The organism is Adlercreutzia sp. ZJ473, assembly GCF_013185065.1.
GTDB lineage: Bacteria > Actinomycetota > Coriobacteriia > Coriobacteriales > Eggerthellaceae > CAAEEV01.
This window is the reverse complement of record NZ_JAAVTO010000066.1, coordinates 1-12,404: the sequence shown is the minus strand read 5'-3', so window position 1 is coordinate 12,404 and position 12,404 is coordinate 1. Positions and strand designations below refer to the sequence as shown.

At 64.2% G+C, this 12,404-nt stretch carries 11 protein-coding genes; 5 read left to right on the top strand and 6 right to left on the bottom strand.

Going from position 1 to position 12,404, the window contains the following annotated elements:
• Window positions 1-300: 300 nt before the first annotated feature.
• The 3 genes from HRL41_RS10655 to HRL41_RS10645 all read right to left on the bottom strand — a co-directional run bounded on the left by HRL41_RS10655 (window position 301) and on the right by HRL41_RS10645 (window position 3,216).
• Window positions 301-1,188, bottom strand: coding sequence for a MetQ/NlpA family ABC transporter substrate-binding protein (locus HRL41_RS10655; protein WP_172137010.1), 888 nt, complete (start codon window positions 1,186-1,188; stop codon window positions 301-303).
• Between the two features lie 204 nt (window positions 1,189-1,392).
• The gene (locus HRL41_RS10650; RefSeq protein WP_371808840.1) at window positions 1,393-2,052 is read right to left on the bottom strand and encodes a methionine ABC transporter permease; all 660 of its coding nucleotides are present in this window, start codon (window positions 2,050-2,052) and stop codon (window positions 1,393-1,395) included.
• 132 nt (window positions 2,053-2,184) lie between these two features.
• Complete coding sequence (locus HRL41_RS10645; protein WP_172137009.1) at window positions 2,185-3,216, bottom strand: ATP-binding cassette domain-containing protein; 1,032 nt, start codon at window positions 3,214-3,216, stop codon at window positions 2,185-2,187.
• 308 nt (window positions 3,217-3,524) lie between these two features.
• Between HRL41_RS10645 and HRL41_RS10640 the strand changes: the two genes are divergently transcribed.
• On the top strand, window positions 3,525-4,550 hold the full coding sequence (locus tag HRL41_RS10640) for a DUF362 domain-containing protein (protein ID WP_172137008.1): 1,026 nt from the start codon (window positions 3,525-3,527) through the stop codon (window positions 4,548-4,550).
• A gap of 273 nt (window positions 4,551-4,823) precedes the next feature.
• Here the strand turns inward: HRL41_RS10640 and HRL41_RS10635 are convergent, their stop codons facing one another.
• Entirely contained in the window at window positions 4,824-5,393 is a 570-nt protein-coding gene (locus HRL41_RS10635) for a TetR/AcrR family transcriptional regulator (protein ID WP_172137007.1), read from the bottom strand.
• A 123-nt stretch (window positions 5,394-5,516) separates the two neighbouring features.
• On the opposite strand from HRL41_RS10635, the gene HRL41_RS10630 reads away from it, so the two are divergent.
• Window positions 5,517-6,146 (top strand): HXXEE domain-containing protein, encoded by a 630-nt coding sequence (locus HRL41_RS10630; RefSeq protein WP_172137006.1) that lies wholly within the window; start codon window positions 5,517-5,519, stop codon window positions 6,144-6,146.
• Between the two features lie 204 nt (window positions 6,147-6,350).
• On the opposite strand, the gene HRL41_RS10625 is transcribed toward HRL41_RS10630, so the two are convergent.
• The gene (locus HRL41_RS10625) at window positions 6,351-6,569 is read right to left on the bottom strand and encodes a phosphopantetheine-binding protein (protein ID WP_172137005.1); all 219 of its coding nucleotides are present in this window, start codon (window positions 6,567-6,569) and stop codon (window positions 6,351-6,353) included.
• Window positions 6,570-6,572: 3 nt separating this feature from the next.
• A complete protein-coding gene (hpf, locus tag HRL41_RS10620; protein ID WP_165173803.1) occupies window positions 6,573-7,151 on the bottom strand; it encodes a ribosome hibernation-promoting factor, HPF/YfiA family in 579 nt (192 codons plus the stop codon).
• Window positions 7,152-7,618: 467 nt separating this feature from the next.
• Between hpf and nhaA the strand changes: the two genes are divergently transcribed.
• The 3 genes from nhaA to HRL41_RS10605 form a co-directional block, all read left to right on the top strand.
• Window positions 7,619-9,358: a Na+/H+ antiporter NhaA gene (nhaA, locus tag HRL41_RS10615; protein ID WP_371808839.1), complete on the top strand. Its 1,740-nt coding sequence runs from the start codon at window positions 7,619-7,621 to the stop codon at window positions 9,356-9,358.
• A gap of 293 nt (window positions 9,359-9,651) precedes the next feature.
• Complete coding sequence (locus HRL41_RS10610; RefSeq protein WP_172137003.1) at window positions 9,652-10,002, top strand: metal-sensing transcriptional repressor; 351 nt, start codon at window positions 9,652-9,654, stop codon at window positions 10,000-10,002.
• 10 nt (window positions 10,003-10,012) lie between these two features.
• A partial coding sequence (locus HRL41_RS10605) for a heavy metal translocating P-type ATPase (RefSeq protein WP_172137002.1) occupies window positions 10,013-12,404 on the top strand: 2,392 nt, incomplete at its 3' end.

Below are 12,404 nucleotides of genomic sequence, written 5' to 3'. Positions count from 1 at the left end.
CCTGCCGCGCGCCCGCACGTGGAGGCGGCGGCGGGTCCCGCGGCGGCCCTCGCCCGCGCCCGCGCGCTCGCCGGCCCCCACGGCGTCGTCGTGGCCTTCGGCACCCTCTACGCCGTGGGGGCCATCAAAGCCGCGCTGTAGCTTCGCCACCTGAGGCGGCCCGCATGCCAGCGCGAGGCCTTCGTCCTCGACGGGCTTAACCAGGAGCCTGCACACTTGCCTACGATCGGGCAAGAGAAGCCAGCATATAACGAAAGACCCCCTCGCCAGGGGATCTTTCGTTATTTTGTGGGAGATGAGTTAGAACGTGGCTACGACTGCGCCGTTGTAGGTGCTTGCGATGTACTCCGCCACCTCGGGGGACAGCAGGGCATTCACCAGCGCTTTCGTCTTGTCACTGTTCTCGTTGCCAGCTTTCACGGCCAGCACGTTCACGTAGGCCTTGGCTGCTTCGTCCTCGGACGACTCCTTGGCGATGGCGCTGTCCACGTCAAGGCCGGCGTTCAGCGCGTAATTGCCGTTGATGGCAGCCAGATCCACTTCGGCCAGCGTGCGTGGCACTTGGGCGGCCTCCACTTCCTGGATCACCAGGTTCTTCGGGTTCTCCACGATGTCGATCTTCGTTGCGGTCAGTCCCGCGCCCTCCTTCAGCTTGATGAGACCTTCCTGCTCCAGCAGCAGCAGGGCGCGCGCCTCGTTGGTGGTGTCGTTGGGAACCGCCACCTTAGCACCATCGGGCAGATCGGCAATGCTGCTCACCTTTTGGGAGTACAGGCCCAGAGGCTCGAAGTGCACCTCTGCCGCGGAAACCAGGTCGGTGCCCTTCTCCGCATTGAAGTCGTTCAGGTAGGTGATGTGCTGGAAGTAGTTCGCGTCCAGATCCCCGTCCTGCAGGGCGGTGTTGGGAAGGACGTAGTCGTTGTACTCCTTGATCTCTAGGGCATAGCCCTGCTGCTCAAGGTTGTCGGCGATCACTTTGAGGATCTCTGCATGGGGCGTGGGGGATGCGCCCACGGTGATGACGCTGTCGCCACTTGCGGCGCCCGCCCCGCTTGACGCCGCTTGCGAGCCTGCGCCGCTCTGCCCGTTGGCGGAGCATCCGGCAAGAAGTCCCGTGCCCAGCGCGCCCGCAACGAGAAGCGTTGCGGCCTTCTTCAGAAACGCCTTGCGTGAAATTTCCTTGGTCATGATGGTTCCTTTCCATTCTTTTCTTACGTGTTGGTCTGTTGTAGCGTTGGCTTTCGTTTGTCGTATGCGCTTATGTTCGTACACGAGCGCGGGATTCGCGGGGTGCGCAGAGGCTCGTAGGGGCGCGCTCGCGCCTGCGCACGCTCGTCCATGCCTACAGTGGTGCGCGAGGGTTCGTCTTACGAAAGGTGCGCGAGGGTTCGCCTAACGAAGCCGCTTGTCCGTTTTGCGCACCAGCGCCAAGCCGCCCTCTTGGAATATCTGCACGATTATCACCAGCAGCACCACGGTGATGAGCATGACGTCGAGCTGGTAACGGTAGTAGCCGTAGTTGACGGCGATGGCGCCCAGGCCGCCTCCGCCGACGAAGCCAGCCATGGCCGAATAGCCCAGGATGGTTGCCAGCGAGATGGCCGCACCTAAAAGAAGCGACGGCCGCGCCTCGGGAAGCACCACGCGCACGATCATCTGGAGCACCGACGAGCCCATGGCGCGCGCTGCCTCCAGCACGCCTGCGTCCACTTCCTTCAGCGACGATTCCACCATGCGGGCCACGTAGGGGGCGGCGGCCACCACCAAGGGGACGATGGTCGCCGTGCTGCCGATGGTAGTGCCCACCACCAGGCGCGTGAACGGCAGAATCATCACCAGCAAGATGAGGAAGGGGATAGAGCGCAGCACGTTCACCACTATGCCCACCGTCAGGTTCACCAGGCGGTTGGGGTGGATGCCCTTGCTGTCGGTTACGTACAAGATGACACCCAGGGGAACGCCCAGCAGGTACGCCACCAACGTGGAGACGATCACCATATACAGGGTTTCTCCTACTCCCGTAAGAATCAGGTTTGCCAGCTCAGGTGACACTGCTCGCGCCTCCTTTCCAGAGGTGTTTCTTTGCTGACACGGGGGATGGTTTCCCGTGTCAGCCCTGTTGTGTACTGAAGGGTTTCTTCTTGCGTGCGTACTCTTGTTTTCGCCCGTTTATTGAGAAGCGCGCTATGCTTCGTCGACGGGCGAGGGCATTCGGTCGCTTCCTTCGTCGCCGCGCTCGTAGACGATGCCCCGCGCGTCCAGGTAGTCGCATATCCTGCGCTGCGCCGCCTTGTCGTCGGGCATCTCGATGAGCATCTGCCCGAACGGGCGACCGCCGATGTTCTCGGTGTTGGCGGACAGGATGCTGACCATGGCGTTGCACTGCACGGTGAGGTCGGATATGACCGGCGCTCCCGATTCTTCGCCCGTGAAGGCGAGGCGAAGCGTATTCACGGGCGCTGCCGCGCTAAGCCCCGTCTGGGGGGTGGGGTGTATGAGCCGCCGCGCGGTTTCCGATTGGGGTCGCAAGAAGACGTCTCTCACGCTTCCGCGTTCCACCACCTGGCCGTCGCTCATCACGGCCACTTTGCTGCATATCTGCTCGATCACACGCATCTCGTGGGTGATGACCACGATGGTCACTCCCAGCTGCTGGTTAAGCTTGCGCAGCAGCTCCAGAATGGAGTGGGTGGTCAGGGGGTCCAGGGCGCTGGTGGCCTCATCGCACAGGATGATGCTGGGGTTGCTGGCCAGCGCGCGTGCGATGGCAACGCGCTGCTTTTGGCCGCCGGAAAGCTGAGCGGGGTACGCATCGGCCTTGTCTTCCAGCTCTACCAGGCGCAGCAGCTCGGTGACGCGCCTGGCGGCTTCGGCCTTCGGAGTTCCCTCGATCTCAAGCGGGTAGCGCACGTTGGCGGCCACGCTGCGCTGGGAGAACAGGTTGAACTGCTGGAAAATCATGCCGATCCTCTTGCGGGCGGCTCTTAGCTCTTTCGCCGACAGCTTGGTGAGGTCGGTGCCATCGATGATCACTTCGCCCGAGGTGGGGCGCTCCAAAAGGTTGATGCACCGCACCAGGGTGGACTTGCCCGCGCCTGAGAATCCGATGATGCCGAAGATCTCGCCGTCGCCAATGACAAGGCTGACGTCTTTGACGGCGGTCACGGTCTCCTTGCCCGGGCGGAACGTCTTTTCTATGTGGCGAAGCTCGATCACTAGGCGTGCCTTTCGAAATTGCGGACGGTCGGTTGCCAATTGCTGGTAACGCATGGTAATAAACCGCGGTTTATCTGAAAAGCACATAATGACGATGATTGACTATCGACTCAAACGATAGCTTGCCTCTATCCTCTGAAGAACGATTGGGGAGAGACTGGGGAGAGGCTGTTTAAAACTTCGCCTGGCGTCGCAAGACCCGCCGCGCGGCTGAAGCGGCGGTGCGACGCCTTGACATAAAGCTAACTTTAGCTTCTAGTATGTTGATAAGCAGAACGAACGCCGATTTTGAATCGAAGGGAGCAGCAATGACAGAAAGCATCGCGCCCGGCGTTGGAGGAAACGTGTACATTCCCTACAACGAACGTACTGGCGGCGAATCCGTCGTTTACTTCACGCGCGCGCTGACCCCTGAGGGACTGTTGAAAGCCTATGACCAGGTGTCGGACGTGCTGACGGGCAAGGTGGCTGTGAAGCTGCACACCGGCGAGCCGCATGGCCCCAACATCATCCCACGGCCATGGGTCAAGGAGCTCATGGGAAAACGCCTGGAAAACGGCGTCATCGTGGAAACGAACACCTATTACGAGGGCGGGCGCCACAACACGGAGGTTCATAGAAAGACAATTCAGGAAAACGGCTGGACATTCGCGCCGGTGGACATCATGGATGCCGAAGGCACGACGATGCTTCCCGTGCATGGCGGCAAATGGTTTGAGGAGATGTCCATGGGCAAGAGCCTTCTTGGCTATGACTCGTTTCTTGCGCTGACGCATTTCAAGGGACATTCCAAAGGCGGTTTCGGTGGCGCCAACAAGAACATCGGCATCGGGTGCGCCGATGGCCAAGTGGGTAAGAAGATGATCCACACCACTCCCGGCTCTTCTGACATGTGGGATATATCAGAGGAAGAGTTCATGGAGCGCATGACCGAGTCGGCCAAGGCGGCGGTGGATCATTTCGGTCGCAGCATCGCCTTCGTGAACGCGATGCGCAACATGTCAGTCAGCTGCGACTGCGAGGGCGTGGAGGCGCAGCCCGTGGTGACGCCGGACGTCGGCATCCTTTCGTCGCTTGACATGCTGGCGATCGACCAAGCCTGCGTCGATATCATTTACGCCATGCCGCCCGATGTGCGCCACGACATGGTAGAGCGCATCGAGTCGCGCCACGGCCTTCGTCAGCTGACGTACATGGCCGAGCTGGGCATGGGCAACGTGCGCTACAAGATCATCGATCTGGATAACGACGGCAAGGAAATAACCGCAGCCGAGATTGCCGCGCATGTGGGCGATGCTTGGATTGACGACGGTCAGGGGCACTACGCTGACTGACGTTCCGCCCGCCCGTTTGCCCATGTCGTAGGCGGCCTGCGGATCTTTGGGGAGACGGCTTCGGGTTTCTTGCCGCGGGGTTGTTCGCCACCTTCCGTCGACGATTCCATCGAGGTAGCCCCCGGCTTCTGCGATTCGTCTCGCATCGCGCCTCCGAGCATTTACGGCATTTCAGAGGAGCCAATACCAGCAAAACAGAGGATATGGAATAGGTCTAGCAGAGTAGAGGGTTGATGGGAGTTGATTGCTGCGCGCTAGTCAAGCAGGAAAATGCTATATCGTGCGTAAGTCGATTCTCGCAAGGTATCTTTCAAGCTCTCCGATGGACTCAATAAACTGGTCGCCGGGCTCTGCCTCTCCGGCGATGATCATTTCGACCTCGGCGACAATGATCGATGCGAGCATCCGGGAAACCTGGTAGCTGTGCTTCGGCGACGAGTCGGCATCCCCCTGCATGTGCTCTAAGAAACGCTGTTGAAGAAAACCCATGAGCTCCTTCTTGGCGTCAAAGTCTCTCGTATGGATGGAGCTGAGGCTTCGATAATCTTCCGCGATGCTCTCGGCAAGGCTGGTCAGCGCTGGAATGTCGACAGGGGCGTTTTCTTCCCTGCTCTCCACCGCGCGCACGAGTTCCTCATAGCGGGCAAACTGCCGTCGCAGCATCTTCTCCGCAAGGTCAAACTTGTCCTTGTAGTGGTAGTAGAACGTGCCTTTGGATATCCTGCACGCTTTGACGATCTGCGCCACGGTAATTCTGGAAAAGTCCTCCTTATCCAGAAGATCTAGGAATACGGCTTCGATGTTCTCACGTGTTTTGACCACGCGGAGGTCGTTGTTGTTCACGGTTTCTTTGGTCATTATTAGCCTAAGAGTTCGATATCGTACTATATGTGCAAATAGTATATTCCGCTTTTCGGCTCTCGGTGTAAGACTCGGACTAAAGCCTAGTTGAACGGAGCGTCGGATATGCACTTCATCGGATACTACAGCGAAGAAATCTACTCAGTGATCACGCTTTTCTTCTTGACGCTTTCGGCTATCTTCGTGACTCCAGCCCACCTTGCTCAGCAGCTTGCGCTCGCTTATGCGCTTGCATTTCTTCTGCACGAGTGGGAGGAGAATGTGTATCCCGGAGGCTTCGTCGACATGATGGTCGGTGAGGTGATACATGCTGATGTTGCTGTGACGACCGAAGGAAAGAAGACTTCGAGAATCTACGTCGATTTCCTTATTCTCGTCTACGTGCTCGTTCCGTACTTCTTCCCGGGACACCTTTGGCTGATTCTGCCCGCACTCTATTTGGGATTCCTCGAGGGGATCGTCCATACCGCGTCAATCCGCATATTCAAGCTTCATAGGCGCTATACTCCGGGCATGCTTACGGCGATGCTCATGTTCGCGCTCAGCGCCTTTGCCCTCGCGCTTGTCGTCCAAAGCGGTGCTGTGGAGGGGTGGCAATATGCTGTCGGAGCCCTGTTGCTCATCGCTACGTTTATTCCAATCCAAAGGCAGGTAGTGCGCACTAACGGCATGAAGTACAGGGATCTCCCGAAGATGATTCGCGCTAACCTTCGTCGCGTGCACGGCATGAGATAGCGCAGTTCCCATTTGGCGCAGATGGCTGCGGCTATCAATGCGGCCCCGACGATCCTTGCGCGTGCAAGGGCATCAGCTTGGGGAAATCGCGATGCCAACCGTCTTTCCGCCGCGCCGCGTCGCGCCCGCCGCGCTGCGCCGCGTCCGGAGACGACGAGAGGGCCCCTCGCGGGGCCCTCTCGGCACAGCTCTTGCAGCCTGGTCTTACAGGTTGTCGATGTACTCCACCAGGTCGGTCATCGTCTCGAGGCCCTCGGGCTCGCCGAAGTCGATCCCGAGCTGGTCCTCCAGCTCGCAGATCAGCTCGACCATGTCGAGCGAGTCGATGCCGAGCGAGTTGAACGTGGACTCCTCGGTGACGCTCTCAGGGGCGATGTCGAGGTTCTCCTCAAGGATGGAGCGGATGGTGTCGATGGTAGCCACGAGCTAGTCCTCTTTCTGCTTCAGCAGGCCGTAGCCGCCGTCGTCGCGGCGGTACAGCACGCATACGCGGTCGGTGTCACGGTCAGTATAGACGAAGAAGTCGTGTCCGATGAGGTCGATCTCGATGAGGGCCTCCTCCTCGGTCATGGGAGCGAACTCCAGCTCCTTCACGCGCACGACCTCGTCGTCGGTGAGCTCCTCCATCAGGCGGTCGAGGTCAAGCTCGCCCTCGACGGGAGCGGGGGCGAGGTCGACGGCCTTCTCGGCGGAGCGGACCTTCTTGTCGATCACGCGCGTCTTGTACTTGCGCAGCTGGCGGGACACCTTCGCGGCTGCCACGTCGATGGCCGCGTACATGTCCTCCTCGTTCTCCTCGACGCGCACGATGTGGCCCTTCACGCGCACGGTTACCTCGCAGATGGCGGGCAGGGGATTCGCGGGGTTCTTCTCCTTATACAGCACGACCTCGGTGTTGATGGGGTCGGCCTCGATGACCTTGATGGCAGCGCCGATCTTCTCTTCAGCGTACTGGCGCAGTGCGTCGGTGATGGGCATTTTGCGTCCGGATACGGTAATGCTCATGAAGTATCACCTCTCAACTCGTGGCGAACAAAAAACAGCCAGGCGGGCGAGCTGCTCCTGCGCATGCGCGCGGACCCTGTCTTCCAAGACGCGCACGCTCATGCGCTTATCAGACGGTTTCCTCAACGGCGGCTCCTCGTCTCAAGGCTGCAAGACAAGCATAGCGCAAAACGTTTTGCACACGGCGCACAAATTGAAGTCAGGCGGTCAACGAGTGGGGCATGACGTGCGAAAAGTGGTTGTTATCTGCGAAAATGCCGCGCGTTGGGCGAACGTGGGCGCGATACGCGCGGAAGCGTGGTCTGTTTCGCGGCTTTTTTGCGGGAGTGCGCCGCGAATGAGTGCCCGGCGGCGAGTTATCTGGTAAGGTTCTTGAAAAGAACAGAAGAAGAGAACTTTACGTGAGGGCCTCGGCCAGACGGGACATGAGAGGTGCTGCCATGGGCGCGGAGAAGAAGACCCCCCCTGTGAGTGAAGCGGAAGGCGCGCGCGAAGAGGACGTTGCGGCGCCCGCTCCCGCATTCTCCGTGCCTGCGATGTCCGACGTGCTCGGCATGATATCCGACGCGCCCTCCGCGGCGCCCGGCGCTTTCGCCGCGGCGTCCGGCGCCCCCGACGGCGCGTCGACTTCCGGCGCCCCCGGCGCCCCCGTCCATCCGAGCGCCAGCAACCCTGACCCGCACGGCATCTACATCGACGAGGTGCAGGGCCACCAGCGCCGCTACCGCCGCCTCATCCACTTCACGCACTCCTCGACCAAGGCGGCGGGCGTCATGCTGCTGGCCGCCATCGTGGCGCTCGTGGTGGCGAACACCGGCGCGCACGAGCCGTTCCTCGAGTTCTGGCACACGCACGTCATCATCGGCTTCGGCGACTTCGTGGGCGAGATGTCGCTCGCGCACATCATAAACGACGTGCTCATGGCCGTGTTCTTCCTGCTGGTGGGCCTCGAGATCAAGTACGAGATGACGGTGGGCGAGCTCACCAACATCCGCCAGGCGGCGCTGCCCATCATCGCGGCGGTCGGCGGCGTGGCCGTGCCCATCGTGGTGTACTCGGCGTTCAACGCGGGCAACCCCGCCACCGCGCAGGGCTGGGGCGTGCCCACGGCGACCGACATCGCGTTCGCGCTCGGCATCATGGCGCTTCTGGGCAACCGCGTGCCGAACGGCCTGCGTGTGTTCCTCTCCACGCTCGCCGTGGCCGACGACATCATCGCCATCCTCGTGATCGCGGTGTTCTACGGGACGACCCCGTCCCTCGCGTGGCTCGGCTGCGCGGCGGCGGTGCTCGTGGTGCTGCTGGTGATGAACCGCGCGCACATCTTCTCGCTGTACCCCTACCTCATCATCGGCGCCGTGCTGTGGTTCTGCGTGTTCATGTCGGGCGTGCACTCCACCATCGCGGGCGTGCTTCTGGCGTTCACCATCCCCTCGGGCTCGCGCGTGAACCTGAACAGCTTTCTGAACTGGTCGAACGACCGCGTGCGCGAAGCGCGGCAGGTGTATGACGCCGAGGTGCCCGTGATCGCGCAGGGCGAGTACATCGAGACGGTGCAGAACCTCTCGCGCGTGACGCGCCAGGTGGTGCCGCCGGCCACGCGCCTCGAGCACAAGCTGTACTCGTGGGTGTACTTCGGCGTGCTGCCGCTGTTCGCGCTCACGAACGCCGACGTGGCGCTGGCGGGCGCCGACTTCGGCGCGCTGGCCTCGAGCCCGGTGCTCCTCGGCGTGTTCTTCGGCCTGGTGGTGGGCAAGCCCGTGGGCATCATGCTGTTCAGCTTTCTCACGGTGAAGCTGAAGGTGGCGAGCCTCCCCGAGAACGTGAACTGGGTGCACATGCTCGGCGCGGCCATCTTGGGCGGCGTGGGCTTCACGATGGCGATCTTCGTGGCGAACCTGGCGTACGACGACGAGGCGCTCATCTCCGCCGCGAAGCTGGGCATCTTGGCGGCGTCGCTGGTGGCGGGCGTGGCGGGCTTCATGTTCCTGCTCATGCAGGCGCGGGCGGACAAGCACCGCGGCGTGGCCTACGTCACCACGAGCAGCGAGGACGTGTGCCGCCAGACCGCCGGGGTCGAGGCTGCGCGCGCCTCTGAGCAGCTCATGGCGAGCCTCGATGACGAGGAGCTCTACGACAGGGTCGACGCCGCGCGCCGCGCGAAGCCCGGGGTGGCCGAGGTCGTGGTGGAGCGCCGGAAGGGCTAGCGGCGCGGGGCAGGGCGCGAGAGCCCGCCGGCCCGCGTCCTGCTGTCGCGTGCGACGTGGGCCGGCCTTCGCCCTGCTGTCGCGTGCGGCGCCCGTCTGCCGGCGCCCTGCCCTCGCGCGGCGCCCGCCTGCCGGCGGTGCCCGCTTGCCAGCCGAGATTCCCTCGCGCGAATCCTCCTGCGCCTCTGCGAGATCCTCTCTTGCCAAGATCCCCCTTGCTTATACCCCTCGGGGGTATATAATGCCGTTGAACGACAAGATACCCCTTGGGGGTATGCTGAAAGGAGAACGGCATGCACGAGCAGAAGGACAAGGCGTGCGAGCCGCTCGCTGACGCGGCGTCAGGCGCGCGCACGTGCGCCTGCAAGCACAAGCACACGCCGCGCAGCGAGGAGCTGCAGCGCGACGTGCAGAAGCGGCTGAACCGCGCGATCGGGCAGCTCGGCGGCGTGAAGGCGATGATCGACGACAACCGCTACTGCGGCGACGTGCTCATGCAGCTCGCGGCGGCGGAGAGCGCGATCCGCCGCGTGTCCGAGATGCTGCTGCGCGAGCATCTGGAGACCTGCGTGGTCGAGGAGATCCGCTCGGGCAACGACGAGGTGGTCGAAGAGGTCATGGACCTCATTCGGCGCTTCTCCTAAGGGGGCCGGCATGGAGAGAACCATCGCGCTGGCCATCGACAACATGCACTGCGGAAAGTGCGTGGCGAACGTGGAGCGCCACTACCGCGAGCTGCCGGGCGTGCTCGACGTGAGCGTCGACCTGGAGGGGAAGGCGGGCAGCGTGCGCTACGACGACGCGCAGGTCGGCCTCGACGCGCTGTTGCACGCCCTCGACGACACGAACTTCGAGGTGGTCGTGATGCCCGAGGACGGAGAGAACCCCTTCCTGGCCGAGGATGCCGAGGAGGCCGGGGCGGCTTCCGAGGGCGCGGCCCCTGCGGGCGGCGAAGGAGCGGACGCCGCAGCCGGCATGCCCGCGGACGGCATGCCCGCGGACGGCGAGGACGCTGAGCCCGCCCCCGCCGCCGCGCCCCTCGACGACGCCCCCGCCGCGCCCGCCGAGGCCACCATCCGCCTCGCCATCGAGGGCATGCACTGCGCGAACTGCGCGCAGTCGATCGAGAGCCACTACCGCAAGACCCCGGGCGTGATCAGGTGCGCCGTCAACCTGGCGAACAACACCGGGCAGGTCACGTTCGACCCGAGCGCGGCGAGCGTCGACGACATGCTGCGCGTGTTCGACAGCCTGGCGTTCACCGCCGAGATCATCCCCGACGACGCCCCGCTCGTCGACGAGAAGCGCCGCGCCAAGGAGGCCGCCCGCGCGAGGCACGACCTGCGCGTGTTCGGCGCAAGCGCCGCGCTCACGGTGCTCGTCGTGTGCATCGGCATGCTGCCGGGCGCGCACATGGCCACGGGCGCGGCCCTCGCGGGGCTGTTCGCGGGCGGCGCCGAGCCCACGCACGTGCAGTCCATGTTCGCGGCGAACGTCTTGCTCATGCTGCTCACCATCCCCGTGCAGTTCGGCTGCGGCGCGCGCTTCTACAAGGGCGCGTGGGGGTCGCTCAAGGGGGGCAGCGCCAACATGGACGTGCTCGTGGCGCTCGGCACGTCGATCGCGTTCCTCTTCTCGCTGTGGATCACGTTCCTCCCGGTGGTCACGGGCCAGTGGACGGGGCACGAGGCCCTTCGCATCAACGGCGGCATGCCGTACTTCGAGACGTGCGCCATGCTCATCACGTTCGTGCTCCTGGGCAAGATCCTCGAGGCGCGCGCGAAGGGCGCCACGAACCAGGCCATCGAGTCGCTCATGAGCCTCACGCCGCCCGCGGCGCGCGTGGTGCGCGGCGGCGCGGAGGTGGAGGTGCCGCTCTCGCAGGTGATGGCGGGCGACACCGTGCTCGTGCGCCCCGGCGAGAAGGTGCCGGTCGACGGCGTGGTGCGCGGCGGCGCGTCCGAGGTTGACGAGTCGATGCTCACCGGCGAGGCGCTGCCGGTCGTCAAGCGCACGGGCGACGTCGTGACGGGCGGCACGACGAACGCCACGGGCGCGCTCGAGGTGCGCGCGCTGCGCGTGGGCGCCGACTCCACGCTCGCGCGCATCGTGCGCGCGGTGGAGGACGCGCAGGGCTCGAAGGCACCGGTGCAGCGCATGGCCGACAAGATCGCGGCGGTGTTCGTGCCGGCGATCCTGGCCATCGCGGCGCTCACGTTCTGCGCGTGGTTCTTCCTCGTGCCGCCGGAGAATCCGGACGAGCTGCTCCAGCAGGCGCTCCTGCCCGCCATCGCCGTCATCTGCGTGGCGTGCCCGTGCGCGCTGGGGCTCGCCACGCCCACGGCGCTCATGGTGGGCATGGGAAAGGGCGCGCAGCTCGGCGTGCTCATCAAGGACGGTGAGGTGCTCGAGCGCATGTGCAAGCTCGAAGCGGCGGTGTTCGACAAGACGGGCACCGTCACGCAGGGCGCCCCGCAGGTGGTCGCGTGCGACGTGGCGCCCGAGGCGCTGCGGCTGGCCGCCGCGCTCGAGGCGCGCAGCGAGCACCCGCTGGCGCGCGCGGTGGTCGAGCACGCGCAGGCCAGCGGCGCTGTCGGCGCCGGCGCGGGAGAGGGCGCCGACGCGGCCGGCGAGCTTCCCGCGGTGGAGGCGTTCGAGGCCGTGGTCGGCGAGGGCGTGCGCGGCGTGGTCGAGGGCCACGAGGTGTTCGTGGGATCGCGCGTCGTGGTGGACGGCGCCGACCGGGGCGGCTTTGAGTTCCGCGACGAGCCCAAGCCCGACGCGGCCCAGGCCCTCGCGGAGCTGCAGGGCACCTACGGCATCGCGGCCTACCTGGTCACGGGCGACGCCCAGGGCCCGGCCGAGGACGTGGCGGCCCAGGTGGGCATTCCCGCCGACCACGTGTTCTTCGGCGTGAAGCCGCTCGGGAAAGCCGAGCGCGTGCAGGCGGTGCGCGCCGGAGCGAGCACGGGCACGGGCGCCGGAGCGGGCGTGGGCGCGGGTGCAGGTCGCGCGGCGGGTGCGCGCGGGCGCGACGCGCAAGCCG

Coding starts and splice junctions, on each gene's coding strand:
- HRL41_RS10655 (WP_172137010.1), bottom strand. CDS start 1,188: ATGACCAAGGAAATTTCACGCAAGGCGTTTCTGAAGAAGGCCGCAACG.
- HRL41_RS10640 (WP_172137008.1), top strand. CDS start 3,525: ATGACAGAAAGCATCGCGCCCGGCGTTGGAGGAAACGTGTACATTCCC.
- HRL41_RS10630 (WP_172137006.1), top strand. CDS start 5,517: ATGCACTTCATCGGATACTACAGCGAAGAAATCTACTCAGTGATCACG.
- hpf (WP_165173803.1), bottom strand. CDS start 7,151: ATGAGCATTACCGTATCCGGACGCAAAATGCCCATCACCGACGCACTG.
- HRL41_RS10610 (WP_172137003.1), top strand. CDS start 9,652: ATGCACGAGCAGAAGGACAAGGCGTGCGAGCCGCTCGCTGACGCGGCG.